We start from the raw sequence: 22,388 nt of genomic DNA, 5'->3' as shown, positions 1-22,388 counted from the left end.
GGGGCATGACGGCCGACCGGCATCGCAAGGGGCCACAGTCGCCCACCGGATCCCATCACGGGTCCCCCCACGGCCCCCAGGCCGGCGAGGATGGCCCGATCGCGCTGATCAAGGCGATCATCGCGGCGGTGCGGCGCAACATCGTGCCGCTCGGGGCCTGGGTGACGCTGTGCCTGCTGGGCGCGTTCTTCTATGCCCGCTCGCTGCCGCCGGTCTATTCGGCGGCCTCGCAGCTGGTGCTCGAGGCGCCGCGCGACTTCCGCGCCGGGCCCGGCGTGACCGCGGGCAGCGCCTCGATCGACCTCAACCGCGTCGACAGCGAGCTGCAGGTGATCCGCTCCGAGCGGCTGCAGCGGCTGGTGTTCGAGAGCCTGCGCCTGGCCGACCACCCCGAGCTGCGCGGCGAGCCCGAGGACGACACCGACACCGATGCCGGGACCGATACCGGGGCGGCGGCGCCGGGCCTGATCGGCGGGCTGGTCGGCGGGCTGGCCGACAGCCTGGCCCGCGGGCCGGCGCCGGAGGCCGAAACCGGGACAGGCACGGGGGCAGGCACGGGAGCAGGCGCCGGGACAGGCGCAGAGGCCGCGGCCGCGGCGGCAGCCGCCGCCGCGCAGGCGCGCGAGGCGGCCCGGGGCCCGGGGGCGGCGCAGACCGCCTTCCCGCCGCCGACCGCCGGGACCGAGGCCCCCGGCAGCGCCGCCGCCCGCCGCCACGAGGCCGCCTTCGCCCGGTTCCGCGACCGCTTCGGCGCGCGCCGGATCGGCCAGTCCTACGTGATCGAGATCTACTATGCCTCGGCCGATCCCGAGCTGGCGGCCCGCGTCGCCAATGCCGGCGCCTCGGCCTACCTGCTGCAGTCGGTCAGCTTCAAGGCCGCCGCGGCCGAGGGCGGCGGCGAATTCGTGCAAAGCCGGCTCGACGCGCTGCAGAACGAGGTCGCGGCCTCGGCGACGGCGGTGCGCAACGGCACCCTGCCCGCGATCCAGATCCCCAATGCCGATGCCCGCGTCATCGGCGCCGCGCTGACCCCGCTCTATCCCTCGGCGCCGCGGGTCAAGCTGATCGCCGCGCTCGGGGGGGTGCTGGGGCTTCTGGGCGGGCTCTTCGCCATCGCGCTGCGCTCGGCGCTCGACCGCCGGGTCGGCGACGGCCGCCGGCTGGGCACCGATTGCGATCTCGAGCTGCTGGCGGTGCTGCCCGATGCCGCGGCGCGGCCGTCGAAGGGCGGCACCGGGGCCGAGGGCGCGTTCTTCATGGCGCTGCGCGACATGCGCACCGCCATCGACATGAGCTTCGGCATGGATGCCCAGCCCCGCACCCGCTCGATCGCGCTGGTCTCCTGGGGCGAGGGCGCGGGCTGCAGCACGCTGGCGATGAGCCTCGCGCACATGATGCACATGGCCGGCCGCTCGGTGGTGGTGGTCGATGCCGACATCCGCGGCGGCGCCCGCGGCCTGACCTGGCGCCACCGCAACGCGCCCTCGAAGGCGGCGCCGGGCGGGCTGACGGTGATGAATGCCGAAGGGGTGCGGCTGTTGCCCGCGCGCGCGCTCAAGGGCCTGTCGGAAAGCTTCGCCAATGCCCGCGACCCGGCGGTCTCGGACCTGTTCCGCCAGGTGCAGTCCTGGGGCGACGTGCTGATCGACCTGCCGCCGCTGTCGGAATCGGCCGATGCCCGGGCGCTGGCGCTGCAGGCCGACGCGGTGATCCTGGTCGCGAGCCCCGAGATGCTGCTCGACGACGTCACCGCCGCGCGCGTGCAGCTCGAGCAGGGCGGCGCCAAGGTGATGGGCGTCGCGGTCAACACCCCCGGCCGCGCCCGCCGCCTGCCCTGGCCCCGGCGCCCGGGCCCGGCCGAGGCCGCGACCGGCACCGAGCCCGACCGCACGGCCCCGCCCGCCATCGGCCGGCTGCTGCGCGGCCCCTTCCGCCGCGTGAAAGGAGCCCAGTAGATGAACGCCCTCTCGCCCCGCCCCACGACCCCCGCGCCCCCCGCGCCCGGCTCCGGCCCCTGTGCCGGCCCCTGTGCGGGCACCTGCAGCGGAACCTGCAGCGGAACCGGCTCGGGCTTCCGTTCGGGCTCCGGTCCCGGGACCCCCGCCGAAGCCCGTCTCGAAGCCCGTCTCGAAATCGGTCTCGAAATCGGTCTCGAACCCCGGGCCGAAAGCCGTCCGGGGCCAGATCCGGGGCCAGATCCGGGGCGGCCGCTCTCCGCCGCCATCCCGGCCGCCCTGCCGGCCGACATCCCCGCCCCCGCCACCCGCGACGGGCGGCCGCTGCGGGTGGCGCTGATCCACTACTGGCTGGTGACGATGCGCGGCGGCGAGAAGGTGCTCGAGGCGCTGTGCGAGATGTATCCGCAGGCCGACATCTTCACCCATGCCTACGTGCCCGAGGCGGTCTCGCCGACCATCCGGCGCCACAAGGTCACCACCACCTTCATCGGCCGGCTGCCCAGGCCCGAGAAGCACTACAAGTCCTACCTGCCGCTGATGCCGCTCGCGCTCGAGGAGCTGGACCTGCGCGGCTACGACCTGATCATCAGCTCGGAAAGCGGCCCGGCGAAGGGGATCGTGCCGATGGGCGACGCGGTGCATGTCTGCTACTGCCACTCGCCGATGCGCTACGTCTGGAACATGTACCACGACTACGGCGCGCGCTCGGGGCGGCTCAAGCGGCTGCTGATGCGGCCGCTCACGCATTACATCCGCAACTGGGACGCGGCCACGGCGCAGCGCGTCGACGGCTTCGTCGCCAATTCCGACAATGTCCGGCGCCGGATCGGGCGCTACTACCACCGCGAGGCCGAGGTGGTGTTCCCGCCGGTCGCGGTCGACGACTTCGCCCCGGTGCCGCCCGACCAGCTCGGCGACTACCACCTGATGGTGGGGGAGCTGGTGTCCTACAAGCGCCCCGACCTCGCGGTCGAGGCCTTCAACCGCTCGGGGCGCAGGCTGGTGGTGATCGGCGGCGGCGAGATGCTGGCAGAGATCCGCCGCATCGCCGGGCCCGGCGTCACCGTGCTCGGGCCGCAGCCCTTCGACGTGCTGCGCCACCACTATGCCCGCTGCCGGTCGCTGATCTTCCCCGGCGAGGAGGATTTCGGCATCGTCCCGGTCGAGGCGATGGCCTCGGGCCGGCCGGTGCTGGCCTATGGCCGCGGCGGCGCGCTCGAGACCGTGGTCGAGGGGCGCACGGGGCTGTTCTTCGACACCCAGTCGCTCGAGGCGATCGCCGAGGGGGTCGAGCGGATGGAGGCCGCGCTGGACGCGGGCCGCTTCGACCCGGCGGCGCTCACGGCCCATGCCGCGACCTTCTCGCCGGCGGTGTTCCGCGCCCGGATGGCGGCGGTGATCGCCGCGCGCCTCGCCGCGGCCGCGCAGCCCGGACCCGTGCCCGGACAGGCGACCGCTGCCGCGACCGCTGCCGCGACCGCTTCGGGGCCCGAGCGCGGCTGGGAGACGGCAGGAGAGACGGCAGGAGAGCCCGGATGAGCCTCAGGATCCTGCACCTTCTGAACCACACCAACCGGCTGAACGGCCATGTCCATGCCGCGATCGACCTCGCGGCGGCGCAGCGCGACCTCGGCCATGTCACGATGATCGCCTCGGGCGGCGGCGATTTCGACGCGCTGATGGCCCGGGCCGGGATCGAGACGGCGCGGATCGACCACGCGCGGCGGACGCGGGTGCTGGCGGGCTCGGCGCTGGCGCTGCGCCGGCTGGTGCGCGACTGGCGCCCCGACCTCGTGCATGCCCACATGATGACCAGCGCGGTGCTGGCCTGGCCGGTCTGCCGGCTGGCCGGGCTGCCGCTGGTGACCACGGTGCACAATTCCTTCGAGCGCAGCGCGATCCTGATGGGGCTCGGCACCCGGGCGATCGGCGTCAGCGCGGCGGTGACCGCGGCGATGGTCGGCCGCGGCATCCCGCGCGGCCGGATCGAGACGGTGCTGAACGGCACCATCGGCTCGGTGCGGTTCCGCGGCCGCGACCGCGACGTGGCCGCGCTGCCCTGGCCCACGATCCTGTCGGTGGCCGGGCTGCATCCGCGCAAGGGGCTGCCCTACCTGCTCGACGCCTTCGCCATCGCCCATGCCCGCTTCCCCGAGGCGCGGCTGTGCCTGGTGGGCGAGGGCCCCTACGAGGCCGCCTACCGCGCCCAGGCCGCCGCCCTGCCCTGCGCCGGGGCGATCACCTTCGCCGGCGGCCAGGACGATCCCTCGCCCTGGATGCGCGGCGCCGCGATCTTCGTGCTGCCCTCGCTCGACGAGCCGGCGGGCCTCGTGCTGTCGGAAGCGCGCGAGGCCGGCTGCGCGGTGATCGCCAGCCGCGTCGGCGGCATTCCCGAGATGCTCGAGGGCGGGCGCGCGGGCCGGCTGGTGCCGCCGGGCGATGCCGCGGCGCTGGCCGCGGCGCTGTGCGGGCTGTTGGGCGACCCGGCCCGGCTGGCGCAGGCGCGCGCCGACAGCCAGATCGGCATCGAGCGGATGCGCCTCGAGCGCGTCGCGCGCGAGACGCTGGCCGTCTACGGCCGCGCGCTCCGGCGCAAGATCCCCGTCCCCAAGATCGCGGAGCAGGACCCATGACCAGATCGCAGCGCGCCCCCGAAGGCCCCGCCAAGGGGCAGGCCAAACCCCGGGCCGAAGATCGGGCCAAAGATCGGGCCGACCCCCGGGCCGACCCCCGGGCCGAAGGTCTTCCGCCCCCCTCCCGGGGCCGCGGCGGCGCCGATCCGGGCCGGCGGCGGCTGGTGCAGGGCCTGGCGGTGGGGCTGCCGGCGCTGGCGCTGCCCGGGCCGGGCTGGGTGCGCGTCGCCGCCGCCCAGGTCGCCGCCGAAACCGCCTTCGAGCCCGACACCGACCCGACCGAGGGCCGCACGATCAGCTTCGAGGACCCGTTCCTGCGCATCGACCACGCGACCTGGAACGCCGGGCCCAAGGCCGGCACCGCCGAGCCCGGCTTCTACGGCCGCTCGGCCTTCGCCCGCTTCGGCGGCGAGGCGGGCTTCAACCCCTATGCCATCGTTGAGGATCCCGACTGCGAGAACGGCCGCGCGCTGCAGCTGTCGGCGGGCTACATCGGGCGCAAGATGGACGTGCCGAGCTATTACGGCAACGACGATCCCGAATACCAGTGGATCAGCGGCAACCTGCAGACCGCGCGCAGCGACGGCACCGTGCTGAAAAGCTGGCGCCACGGCTATTTCGAGACCCGGATGCGCTTCCCCGCCCACCCGCTGACCTGGCCCGCCTTCTGGTTCCTCAACAACCGCGCGATCCTCGAGCCCGACAGCAGCATCGAGATCGACGTGGTCGAGCACAAGGGCTTCGAGCCGCATATCTACGGCGCCTACCTGCACGAATGGGTGCCGCCGGGCGACCACCACGAGGGCGCGGGCGTGCCGACCGGGCCCGACATGACCCAGGGCTACAACCGCTACGGCGTGCTGCTGGTCGACGATCTCTGCGTGGTCTACTTCAACCGCCGGGTGATCCGCGACATGGCCAGCGGCGAGCCGGTGATCTGGCGCATCGGCCGCGCCGCCGAGATGGCCGAAAAGGGCGACGGGTTCTGGCCGCTGCTGACGCTGGCGCTGCGGGCCGACTATGCCTATCCCGACCCGCTGCTGCCCGAGCACCACGTCGCGCACATGCGCATCGACTATTTCCGGGTCTATTCCTGAGGCCCCCCGTCCCGGGCGTCACGGGCGTCCCGGGCGTCACGGCGTCCGGAGAGGACCCTGGCAGGTGTCCGGGACAGGTGGCGGGGACAGGTGCCCGGGACAGGTGAGGGGGCAGGTGACGGGGCAGGCCGAGGGCGGACAGGAGATTCGCGGCGCCCCGTTTCGGGGCCTGCCGCGGCCCCTTTTTCCCGGCGCGCCGCGCGCCGCGGCCGGCCCGCCGGGGCCGCATCCGCGACAATCGAAGGGGCCGGCCGACATCGTTGCACCTGCATCATCGATGCTTCGAATTTGCGCCACAAAGTAGTTAACAAAATAATTCATTAACTTCAGCATGATGCGAGGAAATCGGCCGGAGTCCGCCCCCCGTCCGATCCGGATTAAGTCGGGATTGGGGCAATTCTGTGCCAAGGTCCGGCGGACCGTAGCAAGTGGATGCCCTGCCCGATGTTCCATCTCACCACAGCCCCCCGCACCGCGCCGCGCACCGGACCTGCGATGACCGCCGCGCGGCGTCCGCTGGAACTGGTCGGGCCCGAGGGCTGGGAGATGCCGGTGGCGGTCCGCAAGGGCCTGTGGCAGGGCCTGTGGCAGGCGGGGGGCAAGCGGCTCTTCGACCTGGTCGCGATCCTGGCGATGGCGCCGGTGATCCTGCCGCTGATCGGGCTGATGGTGCTGATGGTGCGCCGCGACGGCGGCCCGGCCTTCTTCCGCCAGAAGCGCGTCGGCCGCCACGGCCAGGCCTTCTGGATGCTGAAGATGCGCACCATGGTCCCCGATGCCGAGGGCCGGCTGCAGGCGCATCTCGCCGCCGATCCCGAGGCGCGCGCCGAATGGGACCGCCACCAGAAGCTCGCCCGCGATCCGCGCATCACCCGCGTCGGCCGGCTGCTGCGCCGCACCAGCCTCGACGAGCTGCCGCAGCTGCTGAACGTGCTGCGCGGCGAGATGTCGCTGGTCGGGCCGCGGCCGATGATGATCAGCCAGATCGGCCTCTATCCGGGGCGCGCCTACTACCGCCTGCGCCCGGGCATCACCGGCAACTGGCAGGTCTCGGAGCGCCACGCCTCCAGCTTCGCCGACCGCGCCCGCTATGACGAGGCCTACGAGGCCGAGGTCTCGGCCCGCACCGACCTCGGTCTGCTGTGGCGCACCGTGGCCGTGGTGCTGCGCGCCTCGGGCTGCTGACCCCGCCCCCCCGCTGACCCCGCCCCCCCGGACGTTCTCGACGTTCCCGCCGGGCCCCGCTGATCCGGGCCCCGCTGGCCGGGCGCCTCGCCCGCCCCCACCGACCTGGCCTGACCCGACTGGCCTGATCCGGGCCCGGCACCCGCCGCGTCCCGCGCGGCCGGAGACGTTTTCCCGGCACCGGCCCGAGGCACCCCAACGACGGCGGCGGATGGCGGCGTCAGGACGAGGGGCCGCGGACCGGAAAAGAGAATCATCCCCGCCCTGCCCCGCCCCGCAGCCGCCCCCGCAGCCGGCTCCGCAACCGACTCGGGCCGCCGCGCCCGCCCGCCCGCCGGGGCCGGTGCCCAACGATTGTGCACAGTCCCCGCGCCGCGCCCGCCGCCCCGGCGGACTGCCGCCGACCGGCGGCCCGATCCGCCCCGCACACCCGCCTCCCCGCCTTTGCCGCTGCTTTTTTCGCGGCAATAGTGAAAATTGGACACAGTACGGCGGAACCGTTTCCCGAACCGCCCAAGGACCGCCCAAGGACCACCGAAGGACCCGGACCAGAACCGGCACCAGAACCGGCAACAGGTCCGCCCCGCGCCTGCCCCGCGCCTGCCCTGCCCGCGCGCCGCGGGACGGCGCGGCTCGATACCGGGCGCGACGGTTTCGGACCGTCGCCGCCCCCGCTGCCGTCGCGACCCCGCGGAGCCTCCGCAGGCCAATTTCCGGCCAGACCGCCTTTCGATTTCGGCCCCGGTTCCGGCCCCCAGTTTGGACCCGCAGTTTCGACCCCCGCAGTTTCTACTCTCGCAGTTTCGCCCCCCCAGTTTCGACCACCAGCCATTTTCCACAGGTCCCCAGATGCCCAGCCATTCCGCCACCGCCCCCCCGGCCTCTGCCACCCGGTCCCACACCTCCCGCCCGCGCCGTTCGCGCAAGCCCTATGCCCGCCAGTTCGCGCGCCCCCTGCCCGAGGCCGTGCACCGCGGCCCACCCGAGGTCGTGCTCGACGAGATCCGCGTCCGCCCGGCGGTGCCCGCGCCCCGGCTCGCCGTGGTGATCAGCTGCTACAACTACGAGCGCTTCGTCGGCGACGCGATCGCCAGCGTCCTCGCCCAGGGCCGCGACGACTGCGAGGTCATCGTCGTCGACGACGGCTCGACCGACGGCTCGTGGCAGGCGATCCGCGCCGCCGGCGTCAACGCGGTCAGCATCCGCAACCTCGGCGCGCGCCGCGCCTGCCTGGCCGGGCTCGACCGCACCACCGCCCCCTTCGTGCTGTTCCTCGATGCCGACGACCGCCTCGCCCCGGGCGCCTTCGACCGGATCCTGGCCCATCTCGACCCCGGCGTGGCCAAGCTGCAGTTCTCGCTCACCCGCATCGGCGCCGAGGGCGAGGTGCTGGGCGCGGCGATCCCCAAGCTCGACGACTTCCGCAAGCGCACCGAGCTGGCGGCCCAGGTGCTGCGCACCGGGGTCTACGTCTCGCCGCCGACCTCGGGCAACGTGTTCCGCCGCGACGTCTGCGCGCTGATGGCCGAGGCCGACTACGATCCCTTCGTCGACGGGGTGACCCTGTTCGCCGCGCCGTTCTTCGGCGACATCGTCAGCCTCTCGGACGAGCTCGGCTGCTACCGGGTGCACGGCACCAACGTCTCGGGCCAGGGCCAGCGCCCGGACGAGCGCGGCCTGACCACCGATCTCGACCGCTTCGTCGCGCGCATGGCGCATCTGCGCGCGGTGCTCGCGCGGCTGCCGCAGCGCCGCCGCCTCGCCCGGACCGAGGCGATGTACTATTTCCTCGAACACCGGATCTGCGCCGAGCTGGCGGCGGGCCGGCGCGCGGGGCTGGGGCGGGTCACCCGGCTGATCGGCGCGATCCGGCACGAGCCGAAGCCGCTCAAGGACCGCTGCACCCTGGCCGCGCTGTTCCTGCTGATGGCGCTGCTGCCGCGGGCGCGGGCGCAGAGCCTGATGGCCTACCGCTACCATTTCGGCGCGCGCTCGGCCCGCGGGGTCGTCGACGCGATCCTGCTCAGACCGTGAGGCCGCGATGAGCGACAGCCCCGCCACGCTGGGCCGCGCCCAGGCACCGCTTCCCGTCCCGGGACCCCTCACGGCCGGGCCGGTCCTGCAGACCGGGCGCGAGGATGCGCCGCCGCCGCCCGCCCGCACCGGCAGCCGGCTGCGGCTGCTCTACGTCCAGTCCGGCACCACGATCTTCGCCGGGGTCGAGCGGGTCGTCGACACGATCGCGACCGAGCTTGCCACCCGCTGCGGCACCGAGTTCGAGGTGACGGTGCTGCACACCTCGGTGCATCGCGACTTCCCGACCGCGCCGCGCGCCTACCGGGTGATCCGGCAGGTCGCGCGCGGCAAGATCTCGCTGTTCCGCACCTACCGCACGGTGATCGGCCGGGGCGACTACGACGTCGTCGTCGTGCCGCAGGTCGAGCCGACGGTCTATTGCTGGCTCGCCTGCCTCGGGCTGTCGCCGCCGCTGGTGCTGCACCTGCACGGCAACCCCGCGCGCGAGCGGGCGAACTGGAAGTCGCGGATCCTGTTCTTCCTGATGGACCGGCTGGTGCTGCGCCGGCTGGCGGGGATCTTCGGCACCTCGCCGCGCCAGCTGCGCGCCTTCCGCGAGATGTATCCCCACGACATAGCCAACCACTGGGTGCCGAACCCGGTGCGCGACTTCGACAGGTGTGACGTCGACAGGCCTGACGTCGGCAGGCGCGACCTCGACAGGCGCGACCTCGCTCCGGCCGGGACGGCAGGACCGGAACCGGCGCCCGACGGGCTCTCCGGCGGGTTCTCCGATGGGCCGCCGGTCTTCGTCAACGTCGGGCGCTACGACTACCAGAAGGGGCAGGACATCCTGCTGCGCGCCTTCGCGCGGGTGGTGCGCACCCTGCCCGGGGCCCGGCTGCGGCTGGTGGGCTACGGCGCCGACGAGCCCGCGCTGCGCGCCCTGGTCGAGAGCCTGTCGCTGGGCGGGGCGGTCAGCCTCGAGCATTTCCCCGACAGCCCGGCGGTCCCGCTCGCCACCAGCGACATCTACGTCTCGTCCTCGCGCTGGGAGGGCTGGTCGCTCGCGATCTGCGAGGCGCTGCGCTTCGGCCTGCCGGTGGTGGCGACCGATTGCGACTTCGGGCCGAGCGACATCCTGACCGATCCGCGGCTGGGGCGGCTGGTGCCGGTGACCGGCGACACCGTGACCGACGAGGCGGCGCTGGCCGAGGCGATGCTCGGGGCCGCCGGGCGGCTGCGGGAAGACCGCGCCCATGCCGGGTTCCGGCGCGCGGCGATCGACCGCTTCAGCGTCGAGCAGGTGGTGCATGTCCATGCCGCGGCGCTGCNGCTCGGGGCCGCCGGGCGGCTGCGGGAAGACCGCGCCCATGCCGGGTTCCGGCGCGCGGCGATCGACCGCTTCAGCGTCGAGCAGGTGGTGCATGTCCATGCCGCGGCGCTGCGCCGGGCGGCGCGGGTCGCGCCCTAGCCCGGCCTGCGCCCGGCCTGCAGCGGCGGACCCGCCGGTCCGGGCGCACCCTCAGCGCCCGGACCGGCGCGGCGCGCGGGCCGGGTCGGCGACCTCGTCATGGCGCCGCCCGGCGCGGCCGGCGGCCGGGGCCAGCGCGTCGAGCCCGCGAAACAGCACCAGCACCAGCACGAAGACCAGCGGCGCGCTCATGCCCATGCCCAGGAAGACCAGCGCAGCGATCCAGAGCGGCGATCCCAGAAAGACCGCCGCGCCCGCAGAGATCAGCCCCGCGCCCAGCCCAAAGATCCCCAGGAAGGTCAGCACGATCTGTCTTTCAATCCGTCCAGCGCGTCAGGTTAACAGATAATGACGCATCCCGGCCCGACAAGGCAATCGCCAAGATCCGGGACCCGCGCACCTTGGAAACGGCTGGCCAAAGACAGGCCAGAGCCGTCCCCGGCACCCGCCTCCGGAACCGGCCCCAGGAACGGGCACTGGAACGGGCCCCTGGCACCCGTCCCGGCCGGACGCCCCGATCGGGCCCGGATCAGGCCCGGATCAGGCCCGCCGCGCGCCCGCCGGGGCCCGCTCCGCCCCGCCCACCGCATCGGTCTCCGCCCGGGTCTCCGCATGGGCATCCGTCCCGGCCGCGCGCCGGTGCCAGCGCCAGGCATCGCCGATCATCTGCAGCATGCTCGAGCGCGCGGGTTCCCAGCCCAGCTCGGCCGCGGCCCGGGCCGAGCCCGAGACCAGCTTGACCGCATCCCCGGCCCGGCGGCCCTCGTAGACCACCGGCACCTCGCGGTTGGTCACCGCGCGCGAGGCCTCGATCACCTCGCGCACCGAGAAGCCGCGCCCGGTCCCGAGGCAGAACACCCTGGCCTGCCCCGGCGCGACCCTGCCCGCCTCCAGGTGCTTCAGCCCCAGCACATGGGCATCGACCAGGTCCATCACGTGGACATAGTCGCGGATGCAGGTGCCGTCGGGGGTCGGATAGTCGGTGCCGAAGACCGACAGCGCCGGACGCTCGCCCGCCACCGCCTGCAGCATCAGCGGGATCAGGTGGGTCTCGGGGTCGTGCGCCTCGCCGATCTCGGCCTCGGGGTCGGCGCCGGCGACGTTGAAGTAGCGGAAGATCACCGAGCGCAGCCCATGCGCCGCGCCGAAGTCGCGCAGCATGTCCTCGATCGCGCGCTTGGAGGCGCCGTAGCTGTTGATCGGGTGCTGGGGCGTGTCCTCGTCGAGCGTGACCCCGTCATGGTCGCCGTAGGTGGCGCAGGTCGAGGAGAAGACGAAGTCGCTCACCCCCGCGGCCACCGTCGCCTCGATCAGCGTGAGCGAGGCCGCGACATTGCCGCGCCAGTACTTGCCCGGTTCGCGCATCGCCTCGCCGACCTGGCTCAGCGCCGCGAAATGCATCACCGCCACCGGCTTCCAGCGGGCGAAGACCTGGTCGAGCCGGGCGCGGTCCGACAGGCAGCCCCGCTCGAACGGGCCGAAGCGGACCGCGGCCTCGAAGCCGGTGACGAGGCTGTCGTAGGTGACCGGCAGATAGCCCGCGGCCTTCAGCACCTTGCAGGCATGCGAGCCGATGTAGCCCGCCCCCCCGGTGACGAGGACGGCGGGGGCGCTGGTGGCGATGGGGGAGGAGGAGGAAGCGAAGGAAGGCAATGTCATCTCGGTCTCTATCGCGGAATGAAAATGAATGGCGCCAGCCTAGCACGCTATCCCGCGGCGCGCTGCCCGCAAGAGGCGCCGCGGGGCAGGATCCGCACGCAAAGCGCCCCGCTCACTCCTCGGGCCGGGCCAGCCGCTTCTTCGCCCAGCCCAGCAGCGCGGCTTCCGGGCTTTTCAGCCGCGCCCGGCCCGAGCGTTCCCAGACCCCGCGCCATTCCGCCTCGAGCGCGTGGACGTCGTAGCCGGGGGCGAGCCGGCGCAGCCGGTCGCGCGCGGCCTCCGAGATCACCGGCCCCGCCGCCCAGGCGCCGCCGCCGAAGCCCGAGGCCGCGACCATGCCGTCCTCATCGACCACCGCGTCGCGCCGGGTGACGCGCAGGATGTCGCCCGGGTCCTCGGCCAGGTGGTAGTCGGGCAGGTGGTCGGTCGCGATCATGTCGCGCAGCATCTTGCGAAACACCCGCACCGGGCTGGCCGAGCCGGTCTTCTTCGCCAGCACCTCGACCGAGATCCGCCACTCGGGCTGGCGGCCGCAATGCTTGCGCGCCAGCTCGTAGATCCGCCGCTCGAGCGGCTTTCGCAGCCGGAAGTAGTCGCGCGACAGCGTCAGCACCGATTTCGACATCACCGCCCGGTACAGCCAGTCCGACAGCGTCACCTCGACCGAGATCATCCGCCCGCCCTTCGCGTGGCGCAGGATCCGCCAGCCCTCGATCAGGCCGAAGCCGGTGGTGGCCTCGACCGCGCCGGTGGTGATGTTGGTCGTGATCCGCGTGCCCGCCAGCCGCTCGAAGGCCTCGCGCAGGCGCTTGTAGCCGTCGCCGGAGGTCTCGCGGTTGGTGGCGGCCATCAGGTCGTGCGCGGTCAGCTGCAGGCGGCGCGCGGTCGGCCGGCCCGCGTTCACCGCCGCCATCAGCTGGCTCACGCAGTAGATCAGGATGTCCTTGTCGAACAGCGTCGCCAGCCCCTTGACCGAGGGCACGACCTCGATCTCGGCGCCGTTGTGCGCATAGCGCAGGATCCGCCGGTCGGGCCGGGTCGCGAGCGAGAAGATCGGGTGCTCCATGCTCGCGAGGTCGTCCTTGGGCAGCGCGTCGAGGATGTCGCACAGGAAGAAGTCCGGCCCCGGGTGATGCTCGGGCAGCATCAGCCCCTGGGTGCCCGCGGCGCTCGCCGCCGCCCGGCCCGCCTTGGTGCCCCCCGTGACCGACGCCCTGACCGAAGTCTTGGGCGCATCCGCGCCCGCCGCGACCCCGCCCGCCGACGGGGGTGTCGCGCTCGTCGCCCTGGGCCGCGCCCGCGCTCCGCGCGCGGCCGACGGGCCCGCCCCGGGCCCTGTCGCCCTGCCTGCCATCCGGTCCTGCCTGTCCCTGCCCGGCCGGATCTTTCCGGTCCCGCGGCGCCTGCTCTGCCACCCGGGCCCCGCCTCATCCGGGACCCTGCCGTCCCCCGGTCCGGTCTGTCGCCGGATTCGTGGTTTCGGTTACGCCCCAGCCTACGCGAGGGTTATCCACAGGTCCACCCGGCCCGCCCGGCGCCGCCGCCCGCGATCGGGGTTTCGGAGTCGCGCAAGCGTGGGATCGGAGTCGCCCCGTCGTGGTTTCAGAGTCGCCCCCCCTCGACAGCCGCCCCGCCGCGCCCTTAGTTTCAAGGCCGGAACCGCCCCGGCAGCGCCCGGCCCGGCGCCGTAACGTGAATCACTAACCGATTCATAACACTGAAAAATCCGCAGCCGGCGCCGGAACCCGCCGCCGCGCCCGGACCAGACCCCCCGAAATTGCTGAGAAAACCGCGATTTGTGCCGGGAATGCTTTCATGACCGGCGAAACCTGTTACATTGCCCCAAACAGCGAACATGAGGTCATCATGCGCGAACCGGCGGCAGAGCAGCCCCCCTATTTCAACATCCAGCCCGACCAGGCGCTGGCCGAGCTTGGCGCCGCGCGCGGCACCGACACCGGCGGGCTGGCGGCGATCGCCCAGGCCTGCGCGCGGGGCCGCGACGACCTCGCCTCGCGCGGGCTGAACGCCGAAGGGCGCAAGGAGCTGCGGCTGTTCTCGACCTGGGAGATCACCCGCTACCTGATCCCCGTGGCCCAGGCGCATTTCCGGCGCGTGCTGCGGCTGAACCCCGAGCTGCCGCAGGGCCGGACCGAGACCGAGGGCGGCGCGAAGTGGTTCACCCTCGACGAGGTGCTGCGCCTGCGCGCCCATTTCGCGGCCGAGGGCAAGAAGTCGAAGGAGTACCGCCCCTGGCGCCCCGAGGGGCTGCCGGCGAAGATGGTGGCGGTGGCGAACTTCAAGGGCGGGGTCGGCAAGACCTCGACCTGCGCGCATCTCGCCATGTCGGCCGCGCTCGACGGCTACCGGGTGCTGGTGATCGATCTCGACAGCCAGGGGTCGATGACCTCGATCTTCGGCGGCAAGGTCGAGGACGAATGGGGCACGGTCTTTCCGCTGATGGCGCGCCACTACGCCCGCCACCTGCAGCAGGACAACCACCGCCGCGTCGATCGCGGCGATCCGCCGGTGCCGCTCGACGAGACGCTGACCGAGGCGCTGAAGGTCACCGCCGCCGACATCGTGCAGAAGACCCACTGGCCCAACATCGACCTGATCGGCAGCCAGCTGAACCTCTACTGGGCGGAATTCCAGGTGCCGGTCTGGCGGATGGCGGCGCGGGGCTGGAAGCTGTGGGACGCGCTCGCCGAGACGCTCGAAGCCGACGGGCTTCTCGACCAGTACGACGTGATCTTCCTCGATACCCCGCCCGCGCTCGGCTACCTCACGATCAACGGCCTGGCCGCCGCCGACATCCTGCTGGTGCCGCTCGGGGCCTCGTTCCTCGAGTTCGATTCCACGGGGCGGTTCTTCGACATGCTGCATTCCACCTTCCGCTCGATCGAGGAGGGCGAGAACATCGCCGCCCGGGCGCTGGGGCGCGAGGAGCTGGCGTTCGAATGGGACGCGGTGCGCGCGGTCGTCACCCGCTATGACGGCGCGCAGCAGGCGGAACTCGCGGGGCTGATGCAGGCGCATCTGGGCCGGATCCTGACCCCGCAGCGCCAGGAGTTCACCGCGCTGATCGGCCAGGCCGGCGAGCAGGTGAACGGCATCTACGAGGCCGATTACCGCGACTTCAACCGCGACACCTACATCCGCGGCCGCGCCACCTTCGACGAGACCTATGCCGCCTTCAAGCGGCTGCTGATCGGCTGCTGGCGCCGCGACGAGCTGGCGGCGCGCCAGTCCGAGGAGGCCTGAGATGGCCGCCCCGATGTTTCGCGCGCGAAACATTTGCCGGGTCGTGACCGCGGCGCCCGGCCCGGTGACCGGATCGCCATCCCGGGGCCCGACCCTTGGTCCCTGCCCCGCAGCCCGCCCTTTCGGCCGCCTTTTCGACGGAGAGATCTGACATGGCCAAGCGCCGCCGCCTGAGCCCGGCCCAGGAGCTCTACCTGTCCGAGACGCCCGCGCTCGAGACGAAATCCGCCCTGCCGCCCTCCCCCGCTTCCGAGGTGGCGCCCGAGCCCGCGCCCGAAGCCGCGCCTGTCGGGGCCGGGCCGGCGCGGGTGCGACCCTCGATGAGCGCGGGGCGGGTGGCGCCGATCGCCCATGTCGCCGCCGATGGCGCGGCGCAGGCGGCGCTGGCCGAGCTGTCGGCCGAGATGGCGGCGGCCCGGGCCGAGGGCCGGCTTTTGCTGTCGCTGCCGCTCGAGGCGGTGGCGGCGGCCTATCTGGTGCGCGACCGGATGGAGACCGACGAGGAGGAGCTTGGCCATCTCGTGGCCTCGATCCGCACCCATGGCCAGCGCAGCCCGATCGAGGTGGCGGAACTGGCGCAGCCGCTCGGGGGGGCGCGCTACGGGCTGATCTCGGGCTGGCGGCGGCTCGCGGCGCTCCGGCGGCTGGCCGAGGCCGGCGAGGGGCCGGGGCGGGTGCTGGCGCAGCTGCGCCGCCCGGCCGAAGCCTCGGAGGCCTATGTGGCGATGGTCGAGGAGAACGAGGTCCGGCTGGGCCTGAGCTATTACGAACGCGCCCGGATCGCGGCCAAGGCGGTCGAGGAGGGCGTGTTCGAGACGGAAAAACAGGCTCTGCTTCAGCTGTTTTCGGCCGTGAGCCGGGCGAAGCGGTCGAAGATCCGCAGCTTCGTCGCGATCTACCACGCGCTCGACGGCGCCCTGCGCTTCCCCGCCGCGATCCCGGAACGGCTGGGGCTCGAACTGGCGCGGCTGGTCGAGGCCGACCCCGGCGAGGCCCGGATCCTGGCGGGCACGCTCGCCGCCGATCCCGCCGCCACGCCCGAGGAGGAGCTGGCCCGCCTGGGCGCCGCCGTCCGCGCCTGGGGCGCCCCCGACCTGGAGACACCTGATCCCGAGACACCCGACCCCGTCGGTTCAGGGTCGAAATCCGCCGGATCAGAGCCTGTCGCGCCCCCCGCCCCCCGCCCTTCTCCGGCGGTCGAGGAGATCATGCCGGGTCTCCTGCTGGAAACCGGCGGCGGCTGGCTGAAGCCGGTGCTGACCCTTTCGGGCGACAAGGTTGACCAAGCGTTCCGCGACCGGCTGATCGCCTTCCTGCGCGGACAGGTCTGAGCGGGCGGGCCTGACGGGAAGAGCCTTTTTCCCCGAAACAGGCTCTGATTCTGCCCGCCGGAATGTTTCGCGCGCGAAACATCCGCCGCGCGCCATGCGCAGGATCGTGCCGGTTGACCGATGCCGCCGCGGGCGGGCATGATCCGCTGCATTCGGTTTCGGTCCCCCTCTGGTACGAGGCTCTCGATGGCAACGGCCCTGCGATGCGGCTCCGCCGCCCTCGGTTTCCTGCTGTTTCCGGCGATGTTTTCCACCCCGCTCCCGGCTCTGGCGGCAACGATCGAGGTGGCGCCGGTGCTGTCCTCGGGGCTGGTGGTCGCGCTCACCCCCTATGGCAAGGCCGGGCCGACGGTGGGCAACAACAACATCGCCTCGCCGGTGACGATCGGCGGCCATCTCTACATCGTCAGCCAGCGCGCCGCCGAACTGTCGATCCTCGACGCGACCGGGGGACGCCGGGTGGTTCTCGATGCCGCGCATCTTCCGGCCGGGGTGACGCCGGTCGGGGCGCAGGCGCTGATCAACATCGCCGGCGATGCGGCGCGCACCTATGTCGGCATGAACTCGGCCACCCTGCCCGCGGGCTTCGCCCCGCCGGCGCCGCTGCCCGAAGCCGCGGCCTACGACACCGCGACCTTCGGCTACGAGCTGATCTATGCCTATGGGCGCGCCGCCGACGGCAGCCTGTCGAACCCGGTGCCGGTCACCGCCTTCGAGACCACCGGCACCGGCCACCGCGGCGAGGGCATGCTGGTGCTGCCCGACGGCCGGCTGCTCTATGCCCGCGGCGACAATGTGCCCGCCTCGCTCAACGGGCTCGCGGCGCCGCAGGATCCGGGCTCGACACTGTCGAAACTGCTCGTGATAGACCCGGTTTCGGGCGCGGTCACGGTGGCGGCCTCGGGGCTGCGCAATGTCCAGCACCTGACCTATACCTCGCCCGAGCGGACCGAGATCGCCTTCGGCGACATCGGCTGGGTCGCGGTCGAGGAGGTGAACCGGATCTCGGTCGCGGATCTGGCCGACACCGCGGTGATCGAGAATTTCGGCTGGGGCGCGGACGCGAACGATCTCACCCGCGAGGGCAGCCTGGTGGTGAACGCGCTGGGGCAGGTGGTGGGCCGCACGTCCCCCGACGACACGGCCTGGCGCCTGCCCTTCGCCGAGTTCGGCCGCACCGCCACCGACGGCACCGCGCTCGCGGTCAGCGGGCCGGCGATCTCGGCGGTGTCGTTCTCGCGGATAGGGATGCTGTTCGGCGACCTGGTGACCGGCGCGCTGTTCGCCACGCTGGCCACTGCGGGCGAGGGCGTGCCGGCCGATGTCCACCGGGTGCTGGTCGCGGGCCCGGACGGCACGGCGCTGCCGCTGCGCGAGGCGCTGGGGCTGGGCCGGTCGCGGGCCGACCTGCGGTTCTTCACCTTCGGCGACGGCGGGGCGGGGCTGCTGCTCGAGCGCAGCCAGCAGATCTACCGCATCACCGAGGTCATGGCGCCGGTCCCGCTGCCGGCGGGCGGGGCGCTGATGCTGGCGGGCGGCCCCGCCCTGTGGCTGCTGCGGCGCCCGTTCCGAAAGGCCAGGGCCCGGAACGGCTGACCGCAAAGGGTGTCGAAGATGTTTCGCGCGCGAAACATCTCCGTCCCCGTCCCCGGGTTCGGGTCGCGCGGCGCCGGTGAGACCGCGGATGTTTCGCGCGCGAAACATTTCGCGCCGCGGGGCAAGGGGGCGGTGGCGGCGCCCTCAGGCCTCGATGAAGGCGCGCAGCCGGGCGACGAGCGCCTGCTGGCCCGGGCTCTGCTCGCCGGGCTCGGGCGGCGGCGACAGGGCGGGGCCTGCCAGAAGCCGCTCGAGATCCGCGATCTCCCAGGCGACATGCACGCCGGGCAGCGCCTCGACCTGGCGGGCGGTGGCCAGCTGGTGGTCGTTGCGGTGCTCGCCCAGCGCATGGCGGCGCGGCATCACCACCAGGGGCTTCACCCAGCGCCGGGCCGACAGGATCGTGCCCATGCCGCAATGGCCCACCACCGCCCGGGCGCGGGTGAAGGCCTCTTCGAATTCGGCGGGCCTGAGGCTTTGCACCAGCGTCAGCCCGGGGGTCGCGGCGGCGGCGGCCTGCCAGGCGGGGTCGGTGTCGGGGCCGGTCTGGATCAGCATCTCCTCGCCCAGCCGCGGGGCGAGATCGACGAGCGCGGTGACGAGGCGGGGGAAGCCCAGCTGGGTTCCGATCGTGGCGAAGATCACAGGATCGTCCCCGCGTATTCCGCGCCGGTCTCGGCCGCGACATGTTCCCATTGCGTCATCCACAGATGCGCGACGCGGCGCGCGAGGCGGCCCGACATCGACATCTCCTCGGCATTGGCGACGCTGTCGACCCAGATCGTGCGCGCGCCCATGGCCCGCGCGAGCGCCAGCGCCATGACGCCCGGCAGCGCCCCGGTCGAGATCACCACGTCGGGGCGGAAGGTCAGGACCTGGCGCAAGAGCGCCGCCGCGGTGCGGGCCATGGCGATCTTCTCGTTGCGGTTGCAGTCGGGGATGATCGCGAAGGGGCGGGCGTCGAACTGCTCGGGCAGGCCCGGCAGGGTGGTGAGGAAGCGGACCTCGTGGCCGTCGAACGCGGGGCGCATCAGCATCAGCTGCTGCCAGTGTCCGCCGCCAGAGGCCACGGCCAGGATCCGTCTTGTGCTGGCCATCGGGCCTCCTTGGATGGAAAGGGGGAGGGGCGCGCCGTCGCGGGGCGGGGCGCGCGTGCGGGGGGCCGTCCCGGCTCAGCCGGCCCGGGGGGCGGTCGCCTGCGAAAAACCTGTGGTGCCGGACCGCTCGGGCCTTGAATGAAGCGACATGGGTGCGGCCTTCTGAAAGTGACGTCGGGAACCGGTGGTTTTGCAGTTGCAGCAATCTTCGCACCAACGCGGCCCCGGCACCAGTCGTTCCGTCTCCGGGCCGTCCCCGGGCCGTCATGGGGCCGTCATGGGACAACGCCCCGCGGATGAGCGCGGACACCGAGACGGGGTGACGGGGCAGGGTGACGGGGCAGGGTGACGGCTCAGGGCTTCGGTCCCGGGCCGCGGTCCGGTGCCGTGGCCCCGTGCCGTGGCCCGGCGCCCGGGTTCGGCGGGTCGGGCGCGAGCAGCCACCAGCCCAGGATCCCGCCGAGCGTGCCGCCCAGATGCGTCTCCCAGGCGAGCTGGCCCGCCAGCATCAGCCAGCTCGCGGCATTGGCGAGCATCAGCAGCGCGAAGGTGGCGAGGATCCGGCGCCGGGCGCCGGCCTCGAGCCCGAGCAGGCGGTCCTGCCGGGCGCGGGCGAGCTGCTGGGCCATCACCAGCCCGAAGGCCACGCCCGAGGCGCCGACCATCGGCTGCGCCCCGCCATGCAGCAGCCCGAAGCCGATGCAGCCGCCCAGCTGCGTGACCAGCCACAGCCCCGCCAGCCGCGGCGCCGGCCGCCGCCCCAGCGCCCGCGCGAGGTCGGGGGCGATCAGCGCGATCACCAGCGCATTGCCCGCCAGATGCCCGGGCCCGGCATGCAGCAGGCCGTAGCTCAGCATCATCCCCCAGGACTGGCCGGGGTAGTTGACGCTCCACCCGGTCCAGAGGCCGGGCCAGAACGCGCCGTAGCCATAGGCCAGCGCCCGCCAGCGCGGGCTGCCGACCAAGCCATGGTCGGCGAGCGTCAGCACCAGCTCGATCAGCGCGGCGAGCGCGAGCGCCGCCCAGACCGGCCAGCAGGCCACCAGCGGTGCCGGGCGCCCGTCAAGAGAGCCGTCAAGAGAGCCGCCAAGAGAGCTGTCGGGAGAGCCGCCGGGACGGCCGGCGCCGGCCCTGGCGGCGCCGGACAGGCTCGGGGAAGGGTCTGGAAAAGGGTCTGCAAATGGGTCTGCGGAAGGGGAGACGGGCCCCGCCGGTTCCCCCGCCCCGGGCGGACGCCGGCCCGCGCCGGGCGTGTCGGCAGGTCGGTCGGCGGGGCAGTCGTCCGACCGGTCGTCGGGCCGGTCGTCGGGGCGTCGGGGGGCGGGCATGGGGGCGCTCAGTTCGGGATGTAGCCCGGCAGCTGCGGCAGCGCCTGGCGCAGCAGGTCGGTCAGCCGCGCCTCGGCCTGGTCTTCGGTCTCGCCCTCGCGGATCGGGGTGATCACCCGCACCAGCGCGCCGTCGGTGCGGCCATGCACCAGGCTGTCCCACATCACGCTCATCTTCGCCAGCACGTCGTTGGTCATCCGCTTGCCGCGCTGCTCGAACCAGTAATAGACCAGCTGCTGGGACATGCCGTTCTGGATCACCGCCCGGTTCACCGCGAAATCGCCATAGGGCGTGTCGGGGAACGAGACCGTCTTCTGGGTCAGGCTCGCGATCTCCCAGCCGCCGACCGGCAGGCAGACCTCGGGGGAGTGGATGCCGGTGCCGTCGGTCTGGTTGGCATACCAGGCCGAGAACAGGTTCACGCCCGCGTCCTGGCCCGGCGCGACATAGGTGGTGTTGATGTAGTCGGTCGCGGCCAGCACCTGCACGATCTGCGGATCGAGCGGCTGCGGCTGGCCCTGCCAGTCGCCGAAGCGCTGCGGGAACAGGCTGAAGCTGTCGCGGGTGACCTGGTGGCGCTCGGGCGGCGGCACCAGCACGAAGGCCGCCGCCACCGCGAGCGACAGCAGCGCCGCGCCGATCAGCCCGCGCGAGGGCGCGATGCCCAGCATCCGGCGCAGCTGCGGCCCGAGCCCGTCGAAGTCGAGGTCGATCGTCTCGGACAGCGACTTCGGCGCGCGGGTCAGCCGCTGCAGGCCCATCGCGGTCAGGAACAGGATCGCGATGCAGCTGAGGAAGATGATCCAGCCCTCGAAGAAGTGCAGGAAGCCCTCGGCCTGCTCGATGCCGTAGCTGTTGACCATGACCCCGATCACGCCGATGCGGAACGAGTTCATGAAGACGGTGAGCGGCGCGGCCATCACGAACAGCAGCGCCTTGTGCCAGAACGGCCCGCGGTAGAGGATCGCGGTCAGGTAGGAGAAGGACAGGATCGGGAACAGGTAGCGCAGGCCCGAGCAGGCCTCGGCCACCTGCAGCTTGTAGACCCCGAGGTCGATGACGTTGCCTTCCAGGAACACCGGCACGTCGGCGAGGCGGATGAACCAGACCCCGAGTTCCGACGAGACCAGCTGCAGCACGATCGTCAGCTTCCAGTACAGCATCTGCGGCAGCGGCAGCATGAAGACCAGGTGCAGCACCGGCGCCCAGTGCGCCTTGCCCTCGTGCCAGCCGAAGACCACCAGCACCACGCCCATGCACCAGATGATGATCGCGTAGGTGACGATGTCGGGGATGCGCATCAGCGTGCCGAGGATCGCCACGGCGAGTCCGGCCAGCAGCACCGCGATCCCGGGCCAATAGATCCGCCGCCCCGGGGCGGCGGCGGCCGCGGCGGCGGTGCGGTGGCCGAAGGTGGTGGTGTTGTTGCGCAGCTCGCGCAGGTAGAGATAGAGCGAGATCAGCGGGATCAGCGGCCCGTGGCTGTATTCCGGCGTCGACCAGGCCTGGGCCAGCGACACGAAGCCCAGCCAGAACACCGGGATCGGCGCCAGCACCAGCAGCGCGAACCAGGCCAGCCCCGCGGGGTCGAGACGCTCGCGCAGGCTGCCGGCGGAAGATGTCGTATCGGTCATGGCGGAGCCCTGGCTGCGGAACTGTCGCCCTCACTATAGCGGCGGTGCGGCGAAAGGCGACCGGAAGGGCTGCGCCGCCGGACGCGGGCGGGCACAATCGCGTCATGCGCGCCGGA

At 73.0% G+C, this 22,388-nt stretch carries 17 protein-coding genes; 10 read left to right on the top strand and 7 right to left on the bottom strand.

Going from position 1 to position 22,388, the window contains the following annotated elements:
- The first annotated feature begins 5 nt into the window (after nt 1-5).
- The 7 genes from V8J39_RS20775 (at nt 6) to V8J39_RS20745 (ending at nt 10,363) form a co-directional block, all read left to right on the top strand.
- Nucleotides 6-1,955: a P-loop NTPase gene (locus V8J39_RS20775; RefSeq protein ID WP_336462886.1), complete on the top strand. Its 1,950-nt coding sequence runs from the start codon at nt 6-8 to the stop codon at nt 1,953-1,955.
- 330 nt (nt 1,956-2,285) lie between these two features.
- The gene (locus V8J39_RS20770; RefSeq protein WP_336462885.1) at nt 2,286-3,497 is read left to right on the top strand and encodes a glycosyltransferase; all 1,212 of its coding nucleotides are present in this window, start codon (nt 2,286-2,288) and stop codon (nt 3,495-3,497) included.
- Nucleotides 3,494-4,591 (top strand): glycosyltransferase family 4 protein, encoded by a 1,098-nt coding sequence (locus V8J39_RS20765; protein WP_336462884.1) that lies wholly within the window; start codon nt 3,494-3,496, stop codon nt 4,589-4,591. Before V8J39_RS20770 ends, V8J39_RS20765 begins: the two co-directional genes overlap by 4 nt.
- 164 nt (nt 4,592-4,755) lie before the next feature.
- Entirely contained in the window at nt 4,756-5,688 is a 933-nt protein-coding gene (locus V8J39_RS20760) for a glycoside hydrolase family 16 protein (protein WP_336462883.1), read from the top strand.
- Between the two features lie 444 nt (nt 5,689-6,132).
- Complete coding sequence (locus V8J39_RS20755; RefSeq protein WP_336462882.1) at nt 6,133-6,873, top strand: sugar transferase; 741 nt, start codon at nt 6,133-6,135, stop codon at nt 6,871-6,873.
- Between the two features lie 849 nt (nt 6,874-7,722).
- Nucleotides 7,723-8,907, top strand: coding sequence for a glycosyltransferase family 2 protein (locus V8J39_RS20750; protein ID WP_336462881.1), 1,185 nt, complete (start codon nt 7,723-7,725; stop codon nt 8,905-8,907).
- A 7-nt stretch (nt 8,908-8,914) separates the two neighbouring features.
- The gene (locus V8J39_RS20745) at nt 8,915-10,363 is read left to right on the top strand and encodes a glycosyltransferase (RefSeq protein ID WP_336462880.1); all 1,449 of its coding nucleotides are present in this window, start codon (nt 8,915-8,917) and stop codon (nt 10,361-10,363) included.
- Nucleotides 10,364-10,414: 51 nt separating this feature from the next.
- Here V8J39_RS20745 and V8J39_RS20740 read toward each other — a convergent pair whose 3' ends face one another.
- The 3 genes from V8J39_RS20740 to V8J39_RS20730 form a co-directional block, all read right to left on the bottom strand.
- Nucleotides 10,415-10,669: a hypothetical protein gene (locus tag V8J39_RS20740; RefSeq protein ID WP_336462879.1), complete on the bottom strand. Its 255-nt coding sequence runs from the start codon at nt 10,667-10,669 to the stop codon at nt 10,415-10,417.
- A 234-nt stretch (nt 10,670-10,903) separates the two neighbouring features.
- Nucleotides 10,904-12,022 carry a UDP-glucose 4-epimerase GalE gene (gene galE, locus V8J39_RS20735; protein ID WP_336462878.1) on the bottom strand — a complete coding sequence of 373 codons (1,119 nt, stop codon included), beginning with the start codon at nt 12,020-12,022 and terminating at the stop codon, nt 10,904-10,906.
- Nucleotides 12,023-12,134: 112 nt separating this feature from the next.
- On the bottom strand, nt 12,135-13,169 hold the full coding sequence (locus V8J39_RS20730) for a replication initiator protein A (protein ID WP_336462877.1): 1,035 nt from the start codon (nt 13,167-13,169) through the stop codon (nt 12,135-12,137).
- Between the two features lie 719 nt (nt 13,170-13,888).
- On the opposite strand from V8J39_RS20730, the gene V8J39_RS20725 reads away from it, so the two are divergent.
- The 3 genes from V8J39_RS20725 (at nt 13,889) to V8J39_RS20715 (ending at nt 18,213) form a co-directional block, all read left to right on the top strand.
- Nucleotides 13,889-15,286 carry an AAA family ATPase gene (locus V8J39_RS20725; protein ID WP_336462876.1) on the top strand — a complete coding sequence of 466 codons (1,398 nt, stop codon included), beginning with the start codon at nt 13,889-13,891 and terminating at the stop codon, nt 15,284-15,286.
- Between the two features lie 152 nt (nt 15,287-15,438).
- Nucleotides 15,439-16,617, top strand: a complete 1,179-nt coding sequence (locus tag V8J39_RS20720) for a ParB N-terminal domain-containing protein (protein WP_336462875.1) — start codon at nt 15,439-15,441, stop codon at nt 16,615-16,617.
- 186 nt (nt 16,618-16,803) lie between these two features.
- Nucleotides 16,804-18,213, top strand: coding sequence for a hypothetical protein (locus tag V8J39_RS20715; RefSeq protein ID WP_336462874.1), 1,410 nt, complete (start codon nt 16,804-16,806; stop codon nt 18,211-18,213).
- 144 nt (nt 18,214-18,357) lie between these two features.
- Here V8J39_RS20715 and V8J39_RS20710 read toward each other — a convergent pair whose 3' ends face one another.
- The 4 genes from V8J39_RS20710 to xrtD all read right to left on the bottom strand — a co-directional run bounded on the left by V8J39_RS20710 (nt 18,358) and on the right by xrtD (nt 22,272).
- Nucleotides 18,358-18,858: a glycosyltransferase gene (locus tag V8J39_RS20710; protein ID WP_336462873.1), complete on the bottom strand. Its 501-nt coding sequence runs from the start codon at nt 18,856-18,858 to the stop codon at nt 18,358-18,360.
- Complete coding sequence (locus V8J39_RS20705; protein WP_336462872.1) at nt 18,855-19,310, bottom strand: glycosyltransferase; 456 nt, start codon at nt 19,308-19,310, stop codon at nt 18,855-18,857. The genes V8J39_RS20710 and V8J39_RS20705 overlap by 4 nt, the downstream gene beginning before the upstream one ends.
- Nucleotides 19,311-19,663: 353 nt before the next feature.
- On the bottom strand, nt 19,664-20,353 hold the full coding sequence (locus V8J39_RS20700) for a rhomboid family intramembrane serine protease (RefSeq protein ID WP_336462871.1): 690 nt from the start codon (nt 20,351-20,353) through the stop codon (nt 19,664-19,666).
- Between the two features lie 293 nt (nt 20,354-20,646).
- Nucleotides 20,647-22,272, bottom strand: a complete 1,626-nt coding sequence (xrtD, locus tag V8J39_RS20695) for a VPLPA-CTERM-specific exosortase XrtD (RefSeq protein ID WP_336462870.1) — start codon at nt 22,270-22,272, stop codon at nt 20,647-20,649.
- Nucleotides 22,273-22,388 lie beyond the last annotated feature (116 nt).

It is taken from the genome of Frigidibacter sp. MR17.24, from assembly GCF_037095655.1.
In the GTDB taxonomy this organism is placed as follows: domain Bacteria; phylum Pseudomonadota; class Alphaproteobacteria; order Rhodobacterales; family Rhodobacteraceae; genus Frigidibacter.
Note: the sequence above shows the minus strand (reverse complement) of the source record. Positions and strands in the feature narration are given on the sequence as shown.